17 protein-coding genes and 1 pseudogene are annotated in these 15,998 nt (G+C 54.7%); 6 read left to right on the top strand and 12 right to left on the bottom strand.

Annotated elements, in window-relative coordinates; translation table 11 throughout:
* Positions 1–8: 8 nt before the first annotated feature.
* A complete protein-coding gene (gene ycaC, locus PS2015_RS05605; RefSeq protein WP_058021302.1) occupies positions 9–629 on the bottom strand; it encodes an isochorismate family cysteine hydrolase YcaC in 621 nt (206 codons plus the stop codon).
* A 61-nt stretch (positions 630–690) separates the two neighbouring features.
* A complete protein-coding gene (locus PS2015_RS05600) occupies positions 691–1,557 on the bottom strand; it encodes a pirin family protein (RefSeq protein ID WP_058021301.1) in 867 nt (288 codons plus the stop codon).
* 118 nt (positions 1,558–1,675) lie between these two features.
* Between PS2015_RS05600 and PS2015_RS05595 the strand changes: the two genes are divergently transcribed.
* Positions 1,676–2,581 carry a LysR family transcriptional regulator gene (locus PS2015_RS05595; RefSeq protein ID WP_058021300.1) on the top strand — a complete coding sequence of 302 codons (906 nt, stop codon included), beginning with the start codon at positions 1,676–1,678 and terminating at the stop codon, positions 2,579–2,581.
* Positions 2,582–2,590: 9 nt separating this feature from the next.
* On the opposite strand, the gene PS2015_RS05590 is transcribed toward PS2015_RS05595, so the two are convergent.
* The 5 genes and pseudogenes from PS2015_RS05590 to PS2015_RS05570 all read right to left on the bottom strand — a co-directional run bounded on the left by PS2015_RS05590 (position 2,591) and on the right by PS2015_RS05570 (position 5,925).
* On the bottom strand, positions 2,591–4,477 hold the full coding sequence (locus PS2015_RS05590; RefSeq protein WP_058021299.1) for a pyrroloquinoline quinone-dependent dehydrogenase: 1,887 nt from the start codon (positions 4,475–4,477) through the stop codon (positions 2,591–2,593).
* 102 nt (positions 4,478–4,579) lie between these two features.
* Positions 4,580–5,128 (bottom strand): LytTR family DNA-binding domain-containing protein, encoded by a 549-nt coding sequence (locus PS2015_RS05585; protein ID WP_058021298.1) that lies wholly within the window; start codon positions 5,126–5,128, stop codon positions 4,580–4,582.
* Positions 5,118–5,246 (bottom strand): annotated as a pseudogene (locus tag PS2015_RS05580) (AAC(3)-I family aminoglycoside 3-N-acetyltransferase); the annotation flags it as partial. The pseudogene PS2015_RS05580 and the gene PS2015_RS05585, both read right to left, overlap by 11 nt.
* Positions 5,247–5,296: 50 nt before the next feature.
* Complete coding sequence (locus PS2015_RS05575; protein ID WP_058021296.1) at positions 5,297–5,647, bottom strand: DUF2200 domain-containing protein; 351 nt, start codon at positions 5,645–5,647, stop codon at positions 5,297–5,299.
* A 62-nt stretch (positions 5,648–5,709) separates the two neighbouring features.
* Positions 5,710–5,925, bottom strand: a complete 216-nt coding sequence (locus PS2015_RS05570) for a TIGR02450 family Trp-rich protein (RefSeq protein ID WP_058021295.1) — start codon at positions 5,923–5,925, stop codon at positions 5,710–5,712.
* A 230-nt stretch (positions 5,926–6,155) separates the two neighbouring features.
* On the opposite strand from PS2015_RS05570, the gene PS2015_RS05565 reads away from it, so the two are divergent.
* Entirely contained in the window at positions 6,156–7,253 is a 1,098-nt protein-coding gene (locus PS2015_RS05565; RefSeq protein WP_058021294.1) for a GGDEF domain-containing protein, read from the top strand.
* A gap of 9 nt (positions 7,254–7,262) precedes the next feature.
* Here PS2015_RS05565 and PS2015_RS05560 read toward each other — a convergent pair whose 3' ends face one another.
* From PS2015_RS05560 to PS2015_RS05550, 3 genes are all read right to left on the bottom strand, one after another.
* Positions 7,263–7,997, bottom strand: coding sequence for a YiiX/YebB-like N1pC/P60 family cysteine hydrolase (locus PS2015_RS05560; RefSeq protein ID WP_058021293.1), 735 nt, complete (start codon positions 7,995–7,997; stop codon positions 7,263–7,265).
* Positions 7,998–8,038: 41 nt separating this feature from the next.
* Complete coding sequence (locus PS2015_RS05555; RefSeq protein ID WP_058021292.1) at positions 8,039–9,235, bottom strand: MFS transporter; 1,197 nt, start codon at positions 9,233–9,235, stop codon at positions 8,039–8,041.
* A 75-nt stretch (positions 9,236–9,310) separates the two neighbouring features.
* Positions 9,311–11,143: a carboxylesterase/lipase family protein gene (locus PS2015_RS05550; protein WP_058021291.1), complete on the bottom strand. Its 1,833-nt coding sequence runs from the start codon at positions 11,141–11,143 to the stop codon at positions 9,311–9,313.
* A 79-nt stretch (positions 11,144–11,222) separates the two neighbouring features.
* On the opposite strand from PS2015_RS05550, the gene PS2015_RS15435 reads away from it, so the two are divergent.
* Complete coding sequence (locus PS2015_RS15435; RefSeq protein WP_082627981.1) at positions 11,223–11,483, top strand: type II toxin-antitoxin system HicA family toxin; 261 nt, start codon at positions 11,223–11,225, stop codon at positions 11,481–11,483.
* Entirely contained in the window at positions 11,422–11,838 is a 417-nt protein-coding gene (locus PS2015_RS05545) for a type II toxin-antitoxin system HicB family antitoxin (RefSeq protein ID WP_058021290.1), read from the top strand. The genes PS2015_RS15435 and PS2015_RS05545 overlap by 62 nt, the downstream gene beginning before the upstream one ends.
* Position 11,839: 1 nt before the next feature.
* Here the strand turns inward: PS2015_RS05545 and PS2015_RS05540 are convergent, their stop codons facing one another.
* Positions 11,840–12,439, bottom strand: a complete 600-nt coding sequence (locus PS2015_RS05540) for a glutathione S-transferase family protein (RefSeq protein ID WP_058021289.1) — start codon at positions 12,437–12,439, stop codon at positions 11,840–11,842.
* Between the two features lie 80 nt (positions 12,440–12,519).
* Here PS2015_RS05540 and PS2015_RS05535 point away from each other — a divergent pair, with 80 nt between their 5' ends.
* Positions 12,520–13,197, top strand: a complete 678-nt coding sequence (locus PS2015_RS05535; RefSeq protein ID WP_169792270.1) for a lysoplasmalogenase — start codon at positions 12,520–12,522, stop codon at positions 13,195–13,197.
* Between the two features lie 43 nt (positions 13,198–13,240).
* Complete coding sequence (locus tag PS2015_RS05530; RefSeq protein ID WP_058021287.1) at positions 13,241–13,606, top strand: diacylglycerol kinase; 366 nt, start codon at positions 13,241–13,243, stop codon at positions 13,604–13,606.
* A gap of 87 nt (positions 13,607–13,693) precedes the next feature.
* On the opposite strand, the gene PS2015_RS05525 is transcribed toward PS2015_RS05530, so the two are convergent.
* On the bottom strand, positions 13,694–15,943 hold the full coding sequence (locus PS2015_RS05525) for a carbohydrate binding family 9 domain-containing protein (protein ID WP_058021286.1): 2,250 nt from the start codon (positions 15,941–15,943) through the stop codon (positions 13,694–13,696).
* Positions 15,944–15,998 lie beyond the last annotated feature (55 nt).

The raw sequence follows: 15,998 nt of genomic DNA, 5'->3' as shown, positions 1-15,998 counted from the left end.
ATTCACGATTATTGAACAAAGGTGTTGTAGCTGTTGATCAAATTGCGATAGTCAGGGATGTGGTTGGAGAACAGCGTTCCCAGCCCTTCCACATCGTTGCGCCAGTCCCTGTGCAATTCACAAGCCGCACCGAACCATGTCATCAACTGTGCGCCGGCCGCCGACATCCTGTCCCAGGCCGCATCACGTGTCATCGCGTTAAACGTGCCCGAGGCATCTGTGATCACAAACACATCAAATCCATCTTCCAGTGCAGACAGCACCGGAAACGCCACGCAGACTTCCGTCACCACGCCCGCCACAATCAATTGCTTCTTGCCCGTTGCTTTAACGGCGCTTAAAAAATCTTCATTGTCCCAGGCATTGATCTGACCGGGACGGGCAATGTACGGCGCGTCTGGAAACCGTTCTTTGAGCTCTGGCACCAGTGGCCCGTTCGGACCGTTTTCAAAGCTGGTGGTCAGAATGGTTGGCAGGTCAAAATACCTGGCCATGTCAGCCAAGGCCAGTACGTTGTTTTTGAACGTGTCCGGCTGAATGTCGCGGACCAGGGATAACAGCCCGGTCTGGTGATCCACCAGCAGAACAGCGGCATCGTCTTTATTCAGTCTTACATAAGGTTTGCTCATGGAGTGTCTCCTGCGTCGGTTTTAAAAAATGCCCTGCCGGACGACGACAGGGCGATCTTGCTCAGTTGGCGATCCTGCCGAAGTTCCCTGATTGAACATCCCGCATGGCCTGCTCGATCTGCGCCTGCGTGTTCATCACAAACGGCCCGTAGCCAGCAATCGGCTCATCAATCGGCTCACCGCTGAGCACGAGTACAATTGCGTCGTTGTTGGCTTCCAGCACAACATCACTGCCGTCACGCGTCAGCGTCACCAGTTCAGCGGCGCGGACAATTTGTTCGCCGTTGATTTGCACGGTGCCGCGCAGCACTACAATGCCAGCGGTCCACCCGGTTGGCAGCGCCAATGTTGTCGAAGCGCTCGCGTTCAGGCGCAGGTCCCACACATTCATGGGCGTAAACGTCTGTGCGGGTCCATTGGTTTCACCATAGCGACCCGCAATAACACGAACAGAGCCAGCATTATCGGCCAGTGGCTCAGCCGGAATTTCAGTATCAGCGATCGCCTGATAATGCGGCGCGGTCATTTTGTATTGCGCCGGCAGGTTGACCCACAACTGCACCATCTCCAAAGTGCCGCCCGTGGCTGTGAACGCCGGGCTGTGGAACTCTTCGTGCAAAATGCCGGATCCAGCTGTCATCCATTGCACGTCACCCGGCCCTATCACACCTCCATTGCCAGCACTGTCCTTGTGCGCCACTTCACCTGAATAAACGATGGTCACCGTTTCGAACCCACGGTGTGGGTGCTGTCCGACACCACGTGGCCGACTGGCAGGCCTGAACGCCTGCGGCCCTGCATAGTCCAGTAGCAGGAAGGGAGTCATCTGCGCAGCATGCGTGCTATAGCTGAACAGCGAGCGCACCGGAAACCCATCGCCCACCCAATGTCGGCTATTGTTTGTGATGCGTTCAAGTACTGTTTTCATGGCTGCCTCCTTGTATCTCTCGTCACATGGCGGCATAGTACAGGTGCAACAATAAGCTGAGTAGGTATCAAAAAGGACTCAAATCGTTCCATTTATAGAACGATAATGCGGGACAAATATGCAAAACCTGAATGATCTGTATTATTTTGCGCAGGCGGTCGAACATGGCGGATTCGCCCCTGCAGGCAGGGCGCTGGGTATCCCGAAATCAAAACTAAGCCGCCGGGTAGCCCACCTGGAAGCCGAGCTGCATGTCCAACTGATTTACCGCTCTACGCGACGCTTTACCCTCACAGAGGTCGGGCAGCGCTACTACGAACACTGCAAGGCTATGCTGATTGAGGCGCAGGCCGCGCAGCAGGTCATAGAGAGTGTGCAAGGGAAACCGCGTGGCAAGGTCAGAATGACCTGTCCAGTAGGCTTGCTGAACTTCCACATGGGTGAGATTCTGGCGCAATTCATGGCGCAGTGCCCCGAGGTTATCATTCAACTGGAGGCCACCAACCGGCGTGTTGACGTCATTGCCGAAGGCGTTGACCTGGCGATCCGGGTACGTCCACTGCCACTTGAGGACAGCGACCTGATCGTACGTATTCTCTCGGATCGCGGCCAGTGTCTGGTCGCCAGTCCCGACCTGATGACACGTTACGGCACACCCGATGCCCCCGAACAGCTTACCGAATGGCCAACACTGTTTCGCGGCACAGCCGAAGAACCGCCTGTCTGGACGCTGGAGGACAGCGAGGGTAAGCGCATCCAGATACGACATCAGCCGCGCTTTCTGACAACCGATATGATGGCGCTGAAGTCAGCGGCAATGGCGGGTGTCGGTATCGCGTCACTGCCGCTACTGATGCTGACTAAGGAGCTGGAGGACGGGCAACTTGTCCCGGTATTGCCAGCGTGGCACCCACCACGTGAGGTCATCCATGCAGTTTTTCCGTCGCGGCGCGGTATGCTGCCGGCTGTAAGAGCCCTGATCGATTTCATTGCTGATCACTATGCACGGATGGATGAAGACTAAAAAACGCCATTACTCCAACCGAAACGCCATGACATAGTCACCCATTACGGTATCCAGTTGCCCGTGCCCACCAACAGCCACGGCGATGTATTGCACCCCATCCAGTTCATAACTCATGGGGGTCGCCATGGCCGGTGCGGGCAGCCGGTACTCCCAGAGTTGTTCGCCTGTCATCAGGTCAAAGATGCGCAGGCTGTGTTCCGCCGCCGCACCAATGACAATCAAACCTGATGCAGTGATCAGTGGGCCACCCATATTGGGTACACCCCATGCAAAATTGGGCACAGGGGCCGGTGCCAGATCACGTATGGTGCCAAGTGGCACATCCCAGAGAATTTCACTGGCGCGCAGATCCATCGCCACCAACTTGCCCCACGGCGGACGTGTACAGGGCAACCCCAATGGTGACATAAAGATTCGACGCGCCATGACATAGGGCGTACCTGACTGCGAGGAAACCTGCCATCCGTCAAGGTCCCCGCGGCTTCTCAGCGCGGCCAGCTCTTCACGCGGGATAAGCCTGACAATAGCCGGCACCTGGTTCACATTGGCCACAGCAATCTGCCGCTGCGCATCAACTGCCACGCCGCCCCAGTTTGAACCCCCGGCATAGCTGGGATACAGGAGGGTGCCCTGCAATGAAGGCGGCGTAAAAATGCCTTCATTACGAGATTCACGAATAATTCGCTGGCAACTGCGCCGGTCAAACCAGGCAATGCCGAAGGCATCATCCTCGGTCAGCGCTCGATGCTCAACCAATGGCGGCAGCGAAGAAAACGGCTGGGTAGGCCAGGCCTGCTCGCCGGGCACATCGCTGGCTGGCACCGAGCGTTCGACAATGGGATGGATGGGAGCACCATTCGCTCGATTGAAGGTGTACATCATGCCGGTTTTTGTCACGACAACCACAGCATCAAGCTCTTGTCCGTTATGCTCAAGTGTCGTGAGGACCGGCTGAGCCGGAAGATCGTAGTCCCAGATATCATGGTGCACCAACTGTTGATGCCAGACCACGTCGCCTGAAGCGACCGCAAGCGCAACCACAGAATTGGCGTAACGATTGTCTCCCGGGCGTTCGCCACCGTAAAAATCAGGGCTCGGAGAGGAGGTCGACAAAAATGCCAGACCTCGTTCGACATCGACAGACATAGGTGCCCAGACATTGGCAGAGCCTGCAAACCCGACGGGCAGCGGATCCCACACCCAGTTGACCGTGCCGCTGCGCGCATCCAGCGAGCGGACTATGCCGCGTGGGGAAGACACCTCGCGGTTATCACCGATCGCTGACCCCACAATCAGGGCATCACCGGCCACCGCCGGCGGCGAGGTGATGCCGTAATAACCAGCAAGATTGTCGTGATCACCCACACCTGTGCGCATGTCGACGCGGCCTCCGACACCAAAGTCTGCACAAGGCTCACCCGTTTCGGCATTAAGCGCATGAACATACCCGGTCAGTGTCCCCAGAAAAATTCGATGCGGGCAAGTTGCAGACTCTCCATGCCAGATACTGACACCGCGCGAAGCACTTTCCGAGTAGGGAATGTCACGTGGAATTCCGGCATCAAAGCGCCAACGCTCTTCGCCGGTTTCAGCATCCACCGCCAACACCTCATTGGCACTGGTGCTCAGATACAAAGTCTCCCGCCAGATCATTGGATTGGCCTGAAACGAATGTCCTTTGTAGTCAAACCCCGCATTCAGATCACCGGTGCGGTAGGTCCAGGCCAATGACAGACGGCTCAGATTATCCCGGCTGATGTCAGTCAGGGGCGTGAACTGCTGTCCGCCAGGCCCGCCGTAGCGATCCCATTGCTGGGCGTGGATATTAGTTGCTGCAGACCCGGCCAAGGCCAACAGAATCAGGGAAAACAGGGTATTTTTCAGGGTCATCATGGACGCTCCGTTCATTGATCGTTGGGATCATCTTACGCGGCATCCCGCTGACACGTGGAAAATTGTGGCTGAGGGACTGATGGTGTGACGAAAACTGCCGAATCAGGGACGAGTGGCGGCCGAGTGTCCGTTCAGGTGCTGCTTCAGCACCGGGAGGTATGTTTTGCTGACCGGAACCAAGGTGCCGTTTTCAAGTTCCAACTGGATATCGCCTGACTCCTTTACGGCGACAATTCGGCTGACATTAACAATCGCCGTTCTGTGTACACGCAGAAACAGTTTGGGGTCCAGTTGCGACACCATACCTGATAGCGTCATGCGCATCGGGTAGCTGCGGTCAGCGCAATGGAGCAACACGTAGTTGCCGGCCGATTGCACCCAGTCGATCTGCTCGGACTTCACCAGGTAGGAGCGGTCCAGCATATTGACCAGGAACTGATGCCTGAACGCCGGCGCCGGAACCAGCAGCAGAACAGCCCAGGTCCCCGTCAGCTCAGACACCAGTGCCGGTGCCCAATCAGCGGCATAGCCCTCCCGCACTCGTTCCAGAATTTTGGACGTCGCATTCACCAGGCCGAATAATGTGGTCATGGTGACGAACACTGCGATTTCGTAGCGGTGGCGTTTTTCCAGGTATTGCTTAAGGGTCATTTGGCGTGGCCACCGCGATGTCAAAATGCATCACATCCTCCCGCGTACCCAGCTTGGTGTACAGTGCCACAGCAGGTTCGTCACCATAATCTGCCTGTACGTACACAACCCAGGCGCCGCGCCTCAACGCTTCATCGTTGTCTGCTCCCAGTATTTCAATGGCATAACTCATGAGCGCAGAATTTTCTCCATGGTCTTACCCTTGGCCAGCTCGTCAATCAGCTTGTCCAGCCAGCGAATTTTTTGCATCAAGGGATCGTCTACCTCTTCCACCCGCACCCCACATACCACGCCCTTTATGAGCGCGGTGTTGGGGTGCAGACCCGGCGCCTGGTCGAAGAATGTCGCGAAATCGTTCTCGTGATCAATCTGCTGTTGTAACCCTTGTTTATCATAACCGGTCAACCAGCAGATGACCTGATCCACCTCGTCTTTTGTGCGGCCTTTGCGCTCGGCTTTTTGAACATACATGGGATACACCCTGGCAAAGGGCATGGAGAAAATACGGTGCTCTGTCATGGTAATCTCCTGATTTGTCAGCTGATTACCTGTGGAAGGTTAACAGTCCGGGCACCAGCGACCTACCTCCATCCCTGTAACCAACGTTCCTGAGACTGCAGCTCGCGCCAGTCGATCAACAAAGTGGCACCACTGTATGCCGCAGTGATCATACATTCACGAATCTGCCCTTTGCTGTCGAAGACAACCCGCGTCACCTCAAAATGCTTTTGCTTATCCATCGGCTGAACAGCCGTCCATTTACTGTGCAGCAGTTTTTTGGGATTAATGGAGTTCACAATTCAGCGCCTCGCGGCTCACCCTTGGCATCAGGTGCGCGGTCAATAGCGCACCTGATCAATATCATGCGCCCGAACAAGATCGGTTGCAATGCCATCACGCCTGGCTTAGCCAGTTGTCAGACATTGCTGTATCATCGGACTCTCTGCCGCCAGAATAATCCGACAATCGAGGCCGCAACTTGTCAGGACAGCTACTTATCTCATTACTAAGCCCCAGTATAGGAGCTTTGTTTTTTGCAGCATTTTACCTGCTGTGGCGCAACCAGCCGAAACTGAACTACAGCCTCAGCGCTGCACTCGGTTTCCTGCTGTCAGCGGCAGGTTTTATCGTTCAGGATATTTTGCCCGCCTGGCCCTATGAACTGCATAGAATCGCCTCTAACTTCGGTTTTCTGGCTGGCGTCTGCGCGTTTATGGCGGCACCTCTGCAACGTCGCCACATACCCATCCCCGTCCGCTCGATAATTCTGTTAATCATCGCGACAATGACCGCCTTGTTCTGGTTCCTCACCATTCAGCCCAACCTGGCGGCGCGAATCGCCATCATGAGCGTCAGTCTGGTTGTGCCTGTCGCGGTCACACTGATCCTGCTCTTGAGAGTATCGGACCAACGGTATTCCGATCGACTGATACTCGGTGTCGTCTGGTTCACATTGCTGCTTTCAATGCTGCGCCCTGTGGTGGCATTTCTGCTGCCGCAAAGTTTTGGCAACTACACGGCGCTGGAGCAGTCAACGTATTGGGGTATGGTGCATTTCAGTTACGTGATGATGTCAGTAACACTGGCCATCGTGCTATTTGTGGCGATAGCGCTGGATCTGATAGACGAGCTGCATCATCAGGCGACCACCGATTCGTTGTCCGGGCTGCTAAATCGTCGGGGATTCGAAAGCGCTGCCAACTCTGCGCTGACCGTCAGCAACCCAAAACGGCAATTTAAGGCCCTCATGATCGCTGATCTGGATCACTTTAAAAGCATCAATGATAGTTTTGGTCATGCTGCAGGCGACCAGGTTATTAAGTCAATTGCACGGCACATTCAGGTCATTGCTGGAGACACGGCCATTTGCGGGCGCATTGGCGGCGAAGAGTTTGCCATATTGCTTCCAGACCATGATGAGACAATGGCAGCAGATATTGCCGAATCAATCCGGCGGGATTTTGACTCTCTTACAACGATCAGCATCGGCCTGGTCATCAGCGAACAGCCAGCCACACTTTCTTCATTGTTGGGGGTTGCCGACAAGGCCCTGTATGCCGCCAAGAAAAATGGGCGCAACCAGGTGTTTATCCTGCACCACTCCCTCGAAGATCAGGAAGCTTGACAGGAACTGTCAGGCAGGATCAACGGCGTGAGCATGCTCAAAACTAAAACCCCGCTCCAGCGTCGGTTTAACAATCCGGAAATGCGGCGACAGATCAAAATCACCCGGCACGTAGTGAGTGTAGTGACGGGGAATAATCACAGTCTGCCCTTTGCGATCCTCCACCCTGATCAACTCTGGCAATATGGGATACCCGACTGATTGATAAGCCTCCGCAATCAGGGTTGAACAGATGGCACGTGTCGGCTCGCCACTGCCAAAGGTGATCAGATCACGTCGAAAACGATTGGGTACCAATGGCTTTTGAATCAGATAGCGGGCCAGGTCAAATATATTGCGCAGATCATACACATGCCCGAGACGAGCGCGGGCGAAGTCGATAATAGTGTCGCGCGTCTTTTCGCTTAACCCTACGGGGCGACAGATGCGGATATTATATTGCTCATACTTGCTCAGCGGGACCATGATGACCCCTTGCGTCAGATCTGCCTCGATCAGCGAGGGTTGCTCTGGATCACAAGGATCCGCGCCAGCAAACAGGCAGGCGTGCGACCAGGTGGACTGAGTCAGGTACTTGATGGCCGTACTGATACGACTGTTACCGTCCACCAGAACGATATCGCCCGGTTGCAGAACATCCATGACATCCTGCAATGACGTTCGGCTCAAGCGCTCATAACCAGGGCGCGGTTTACTCAGGTAGTTGGCCAGACCACGGCCGATGGCAGAAAACAGCGGATTCATTGAGCTCCAAACCTGTTCCAGTGACGAGTGCGATGGTTATATTACGGTGTCTGTGACTTGCCTGCTACCGCCGTGCTGCCATAACTGGCAATAGCACCTCCCAGCATCAATATCGCACTCAATGCAAAGGTCAGGCGAAAGTCCTGTTGCCAGTCGATCAGCAAACCGGCCAGCGCCGGACCAACCAGTTGCCCCAGTGCAAAAAACACGGTCACAAAACTCACTGCCATGGCCGCATGCTGCGGTTTGACCGTGCTGGTGGCCGCTGCCAATACAGACGTAAACAGACCAGACACCGACAATCCCGTCAGGAGAAAATGCACAGAAAACGCCAGGGTCACTGGCCAGAAAACTGGTAGCAAGGTGGCAAAAATGGCGACAGTCATGCAGAAAGTCAACGCACGTCCGTGGCCCACCCGATCAGCCAGCCAGCCCCAGATGGGTCCGGAAAATATCGACACAAATCCCATCACCGCTACCAGACGACCAGCTACCGGTGCAGCAACACCAGCATCCAGCGCAAAACTGTACATGAACAGTACCTGCACAATATATGTCAGACCCACAACACCATAAATCAGGGCCATACGGACAACGTGTGGGTTTTGGTAGACAGTTTTCAGGCCCTGCAACATAGAAACAGGCTCCTCATACTGTGGCGGATTGCGCAGAAAAACAGCCACCATCGCGATCACAAACACCGAAATTCCCGCAAAAGCCGCCCAGATCATACGCCAGGAAGCTTCGTCACCCGACTGCGTGATGATCGGCACCAGCGCGCCAGTCAACAGAATGCCAATGCCAACCCCACTGCCGGAAAAGCCGATTACCATGCCTCGACGCTCCGGGTACCAGGCACCCAGCAAAGATACTAATGGAGTAAAGGTAAAGGCCGTGCCGAATCCCATGAGAACCATGCACAGCATCAGGAGTGGATACGCCGAAAATATACTCAGGCCGGCGAAACCGCAGGCACCCAACGACAGACCCAGTAAAATGGAATGCTTGCCACCATGGCGGCCGGCAAACACCCCGGCATACAACAGCAAAACCAGATAGCCCAGTGCTGTCAGCGTGCCAAGATTAGCGGCCTGCGAGTAGCTCAGTCCCAGTGTCTCCCGCATTACCGGCAAGACCAGCCCATAGGCCAGGCGCCCGAACACCACAGCGACCAGGGTGCAGAGCATGCTGATGGGCACCAGCAGAAGAATGGGTGGGCGTTTGACTGTGGCAGACATAAATCGGAGCTTCTCGAAAAGCCGCACAGTCTACCACAGTCACCTAATGTCGTCTGTCGCACGCAAGCACATGCTTTACCTTGACGAACACCCGCCCTCAATCAAGCCGACATATTCATCCCGGTCAAACGCTTCGGTGCCGGCAAACGTTGACAGATACGCGCGGCAACGGTTCTGAGGGTCGCTCCACTGTTCAGCCATAAAGTCGGCTTTGATGCTTTCCAGGGTTACTTCCTGTGACATCATGCGAATACCACCGCCCGCCTCGGAATCCAATATCAGCGTCTTGGGGTTGCCTTCGCCATTCTGCCAGGGCTGCCACAGCGGCAGGTCGCCATTGCGCCCGCGTGCTGTCTCTCCGGTGTATGCAAAATGGGACCAGTAGGACATCATGGCGGCAGACAGGGCATCTCGCCCCGGATTGCTCGCATCGTGATACAGGGCGTCGCCACTGATAAAACCCACATCCCAGTCACCAAAAATAAAGGCCATTTCGGTCGAGTGCGCTGCACCAATTGCTATCGACATATCCAGACCATTTTCACTGGTCCGTTGTTCGTCCCAGTCAAAACGGAAGGCATACACGGGCGCGTCCTGAACCGGAGCCATACGACGGGCAAGATTATCCACACCACGCCACTTCCACTGAATGGAGGGGTAGTGAGCAAAGCGGATGTACTCCTGCGGGTCATTACGAATCACATCCATCATGGCTGCATACAGGTAAATGCGACGTTCATCGCGATTGGTACCCAGAATAATGGGCACCTGGTTGTAGTTGCCGGACGCCAGTTGATCCAGCGGATCCTGCCCTACAAATACAGTACCATCCGTAAATTTCTTGGGAGCCGGATAGTTTCGAGCCGCCTCCGGGTTGTAGAGTTTCAGGAACTCCGCAGCATCCTGACTGTACAGCAGCTCCCGAATGTCTGCATCGCTCATCGCATCCTGTATCACTTTGGCACTTGCCCGGTCGGCAGCCAGTCCGTCACGGATCAGGATTTTGTTGATTATTTCCCTGGAGCTGTGCTCATGACCTGGGATGGGATCATCCGTGTAATTGACACCCTGCTCCATTGAGGTCGTGGCGATGCCGCCGCTTTGCACAATGGCTCGGTGGAACAGTCCCTCCGCCATCGGTGAAGTTACCAGGCTCATGACATTGCCACCGCCGGCTGATTCCCCAAAAATAGTGACATTGCCCGGGTCACCGCCAAACACTTCGATATTGTCCTGCACCCACTGCAAGCCAGCAATGGTGTCGACGGTGCTCCAGTTACCACTTGCCGCAGCGCCACTGGCACCAGCCTCCAGAATCGCCGGATGATAGAACCAGCCCAGGCTGCCCAATCGATAATTAACTGTCACCACAATAACGTCCTGTGTCTCAGCCAATACACCGCCGTTATAGTCACCGGCGTAACCGCTGTTATTGCCGCCGCCAAAAATCCAGTACATCACCGGGAGTTGCTCACCCTCGGGAATATCTGATGGTGCATACACACTCAGATACAGACAGTCCTCGCTGCCCACAATGCCGTCACCGTCAGGGTCAGCAATGCCTGCAGACAGCGTCGACACGAATTGTGGACAAGGCTGAATGATGTCAGTAGCCGCGTAGGTTCCTGCCCAGGGCTCTGGTGGTTGCGGCAGTTTCCAGCGCAACTCGCCCACCGGTGGTTGGGCATAGGGAATGTTACGCCAGGCCAGGCTGCCGTTATTCTGTACCAGGCCAGTGAGTTGGCCCTGCCCGATTGTGCGCAGGGTGGTGTCGGTCGGCATCGCTGCTGATTCAGCAGGCTGTTGCGCCGCTGTCTGAACATCTTCGCCCGGGGAACAGGCAGTCAGGCACGCCAGTAAAGCCAAGAGTCGCAACGGTGTTGGAGAAGGCCAGTTGATTGTGCGCATTGATTCTACCTCGTCTATAACCCTGATTAAGTGCGATTGAAATTTTCAGTGTGTACAGGTGTGTACAAGCAAGGTTATCATGACCGGTAAAGAGCTTATCAGAAAATTGCAGGCTGACGGATGGGTGCTGGTTGCGACAAAAGGCAGCCATCTTCAGTTTAAACATCCAAGCAAAGTCGGACGGGTTACAGTTCCTCACCCAAAACGGGATCTGCCCAGAGGAACTGTGCACTCGATTTACAGGCAGGCCTCAAATGAGCAGTCAGGAGTAACGTTTGATGTTATACCCCATTCTGATTCACAAAGATTCTGGCAGTGTTTACGGCGTGACTGTGCCTGATTTGCCTGGCTGTTTCTCAGCCGGTGACACGATGGATGAAGCATTGCAACAGGCTCGGGAAGCCATTGAGCTGCACATAGAAGGATTGCTGGAAGATGGCCAATCAGTCCCGCTGCCGCAGACCATAGACACCCATATACAGGCTGACCAGGGGCTGGGCGGATCCTGGGCGCTGGTTGACATTGACTTGGACCGGCTAATGGGGCCTGCTGAACGAATCAACATTACTGTCCCCCGCTTTGCCTTGCGCAAGATAGATTCGGCGGCGGCTAAATCCGGCATGAATCGCTCTCAGTATCTGGTCAGCTCGGCGTTAAAAAACTCCAATCCCGGGACACAGGCAGACACTAACTGAGTTAGCCCGGCATGCTTACATACCCGGGCTGTTGTTTGATACGCGCAATCCATGTCTGTACTGCCGGATAATCATTCAACTCAAACCCACCTTCATCCGCTACGTGCGTATAGGCGTACAGGCTCACATCAGCCGTCGTGAGCATATTCCCCGCCAGAAAAGACGACTGCTGCAACTGTCGCTCCATCACAGCCAGGGCCTTGTATCCGCCATCCTGTTTGGCTTCGTATTCAGCCCGCCGCGCCTCGGGCAATCCCAGATATTTAGCGATAAAACGTGCCACCGCAATGTAAGGCTCATGGCTGTATTGTTCGAAAAACTGCCACTGCTGAACTTTGGCCTGATCAAAACGGTCGGCCGGAAGCAGCGAAGTGCCTGCAGCCAGGTAATTGATGATGGCATTGGACTCTGACAGAGTGCGACCGTCATCCAACTCAAGCAGGGGAATCTTGCCATTGGGATTGCGCTGCAGAAATTCGGCCGTGCGCGTCTGGCCTGCAAGAATATCAACAGGGATCCACTCGTGCTCAATCTCCAGAAGAGCACAGACAAGAGCTATCTTGTAACAATTGCCTGATTGATGGTCCCCGTATATTTTCATGGAACGCCCCTGCGATAGTGATCAGTGTGTTAAATCGGTGTATGTTTGTCTCATCAACAACAAAAAGAGAATATCAGGCAATGACAAAGACGTCTCGCGGCGATAGAGGAAACTTGCTGTCCGGTCTTCAGCCTCTCTGGCTGGCAGCCTTTATTGGATTCAGTCTGCTGTACATCGCCCTGCCCGGCCTGATTCCTTCAGGCTGGCGTTGGCTGTTCAAAATTATTCCTATTGCCCTGCTGCTGTATCTGACGATACGTAACACCAATGGCAGGGTGCAAGTACTACTGGGATTGGGGCTGGTGCTGTCTGCGATCGGCGATGTATTGCTGGCACTGGACGGACTGTTTGTTCAGGGATTGGTGGCCTTTCTGTTGGCGCAGGTTACCTACGCCTGCCTGTTTCTCACGCAGGCCAGATGGCAATCGGCCCGACTGCCATGGACCGGTTTTATCGTGATTTATGCGCTGCTGTGCACCCTGTTTATTGTGCCGAACGCGGCTGATATGCAAATCCCGGTGACGGCCTACATGATCGTCATCAGCGTAATGGCAATAGCGGCAGGATTCAGAACAGATCAGCAGTGGTTATGGGTAGCAATGGGCGCCCTGATTTTTATGGTCAGCGACACACTGATTGCTATAAACCGTTTTGTTACTCCGTTTGAATATTCGGGCATCGCGGTCATGAGCACTTATTACCTGGCACAGTTTTTAATTTGCACCGGTCTTGTCAGGTCAGCCAGGCTGGCAACTTAGACCAGCGCCGATACTGACCCGTATTCACGTAACAGGCCTTTCTATGAAGTCACCCGCCACCGGTATCAAACGTCTGTTTTACGCCACGCTTTTTTCCGCCCGGGGGCTAAAAGCCCTCTGGCAGGGAGAGGCTGCATTTCGCCAGGAAGTCGCTCTGGTGCTGCTGCTGACCCCTGTCATCATATGGGTTAATGTCAGCCCGGCTGAGCGTGCTCTATTGGTGATATCTCTACTGGTCATTCTGATCACAGAGATGCTGAACAGCGCTATTGAGGCTGTGGTGGACCGAATCGGTGATGATTATCATCCGCTCAGTGGCAAGGCAAAGGACATCGGCTCAGCGGCAGTGTTGTTCAGCCTGATCGGAGCGGCTTTAACCTGGGGCATTATACTTTGGCCCCACCAGTAGCCGACAGGCTGCTCTTTGCGAACCGTAATGCGAGCAAAAATAATACCGATTGACTGTCGAGGATGCATCAGTCAGCACACAGCGATCTCAGAATCGGAATGTATAATTTACCTTCAAAGCACCGCCGCTGGTCAGCCTCGTAAAACGTCTGTCATTCAAGGGATCATCTTCGTACAACCAGTTGTTGCTCCACACCAGGAACACATCATTGCCAGGCTGAATAATCCAGCGCAGCCGCGCATAAACGCCAACCACTTCGGAAAGATCGTCGTACTGTACGTTACCGGTAAGGGCGACCCACGGATTGAAGTTCCAGGCCCATGACAGTCGCACGAGGTTGGTATCAAACTCGCCTTGCGGAAGACTGACCTCATTGCGCTGATAATTGGCGGATACGGAGATGCCTACACGCGGACGAATCGTACCTGACACATCCAGTCTGTCGCGGTCTCCGCCCCAGAACTCGGAACGTTCAAAATTGACACTTCCGGACAACATCCGTCGGCCGGCGGTTGAAATATTAGCCGACCAATTATCTGAATCATAATCACCAGGCTGAATGCGAATCACCTCATCATCACGGTTATAAACGGTGAAAGCCCTGTCAAGGCGCTCAAAATTTTGACCAAACTCGATACTGAAGCGATCCCCACTTTCAAAATTCAGTTGCAAGGGCTTGATATTCAAGTTCCGGGTCAGTAGACGATCATCCAGATCGGTCAGGTACTCGAAGAAAATCTGGTGCTCAGTCTGACGAACAAGTGACCAGTTGCTTGGCCGCGGCGCTATGGTCAGTGTCGGCTGGTGCCGTCGGAACCCACGTCGCTCTACAAATCCAACCGCCGGATTCCATTCTTCACCAAATTCCCGGTGCGACGAATGCACCCGGATCAGATCGTTCGGTAAAGACCAGCGAATACCGCGCGAGCGCCGCTCAGATCCAGTTAAATCACCGCCGTTGACCGGGTCGGTGTGATGCACCATGAAACCCTCAACCTGGGCATTGAGCTGTCGGCCAAGAAACTGTGAGGTAAAGAAGTTGAAATCAGCGCCTACCGTGTGTCGGTCCGGCAGCAGCTCATTGCCCATCAAACCGTCAGAGGCGCGGCGTGTATAAATCATACCGACGTGGGACTGGCGGAACAGTCGGCGTTTTACACGTGCGACTGTGAAATCCTCGGCACCCCAGGGACGCACGGTGCCATCGCCGTTATCGAGAGTGGTTTCCCCGGTACGTACCTGATAGACACCTAACTCATAGTCACCCACCTGACCGCCCAGGCGCCCACCAAAGTCGATGGGTACTTCCTGCCCATCCACCAGACCAATGCGTCGGCTGAAAAACGGGTCAGCCCAGTTGAAGGAGAAGACCCCTGAGCCTTCCAGAAAGAACTCTCGCTGCTCAGGAAAGCGCAGCGGAAAACGCGTCAGGTTCACCTGACGGCTGTCAACTTCCACCTCGGCAAAGTCCGTATTAATCGTCAGAGCACCGCGCAGAGACGGTGTCAGCGAATAGGTGATATCGATGCCCGCCTTGGCTTCATTGCCCTTGGCCGCACCCGCAGCCGGGCCGCGATTGGTCGATGCGTTGATAAACGGCTTCAGCTCGATACCCCGGCCCTGGCTGATACCTTCAAGGCCTGTCAGCAGCCCCGTATGGATGGGCCGAAACAGCCCTTCTACCCGGCGCCATCCGTTCCACAAAATTTCTTCATTATGGCGCCGGATGGTGCGCTGAAAGTTAATACCCCAGGCCGTCAGCGCCGGATCAAAGTTCAGTGTTGAAAAGGGGATGCGAATCTCGGCGGACCAGCCATCACTGCGGATCGCAGTCCTGATGTTCCAAAGTCCGTTCCAGCGCTTGTTAAACCCGCCACCGCCCTCAATCAGGCCATCGCCCAGCAGGCCAACCGGGTTGGTTTCAAAGAAATAGCCGGTACGGTTATCGTCAAAGGTACTGATAATCCACATAAAACGATCATCTGTACCCAGGCCGGCATCACGCTGCAACTGATAAGCCAGAATGCCATCGGGATCTGAGTCATACAGCATGGCGCCGATATACAAGGCGTCATCATCATAGACTATGCGGATTTCTGTGCGCTCACTCGGCTGGCCACCTTCAACAGGCTCCTGCTGGCGGAACTCGGTGATCGGCACAGCCATGGCCCACACCTCTTCGTCCAACAATCCATCAAGGCGGATATCCATGCCCACAGGCATCCGATAAGCTTCGATGGTGGGTCTACCAGGGACGGGGATGACATTTTCCTGAGCATAGCCAGAAGAAGCGCCAAGAATCAGCAGAAGGACAATCAATACAACAGTCTGAGGCATGACTAAATTCGCCCAAAAACCTGAAGATTAATTGAAATATCGGAGTCCTGTCCAG

This window comes from Pseudohongiella spirulinae, from assembly GCF_001444425.1.
Lineage (GTDB): Bacteria > Pseudomonadota > Gammaproteobacteria > Pseudomonadales > Pseudohongiellaceae > Pseudohongiella > Pseudohongiella spirulinae.
Note: the sequence above shows the minus strand (reverse complement) of the source record. Positions and strands in the feature narration are given on the sequence as shown.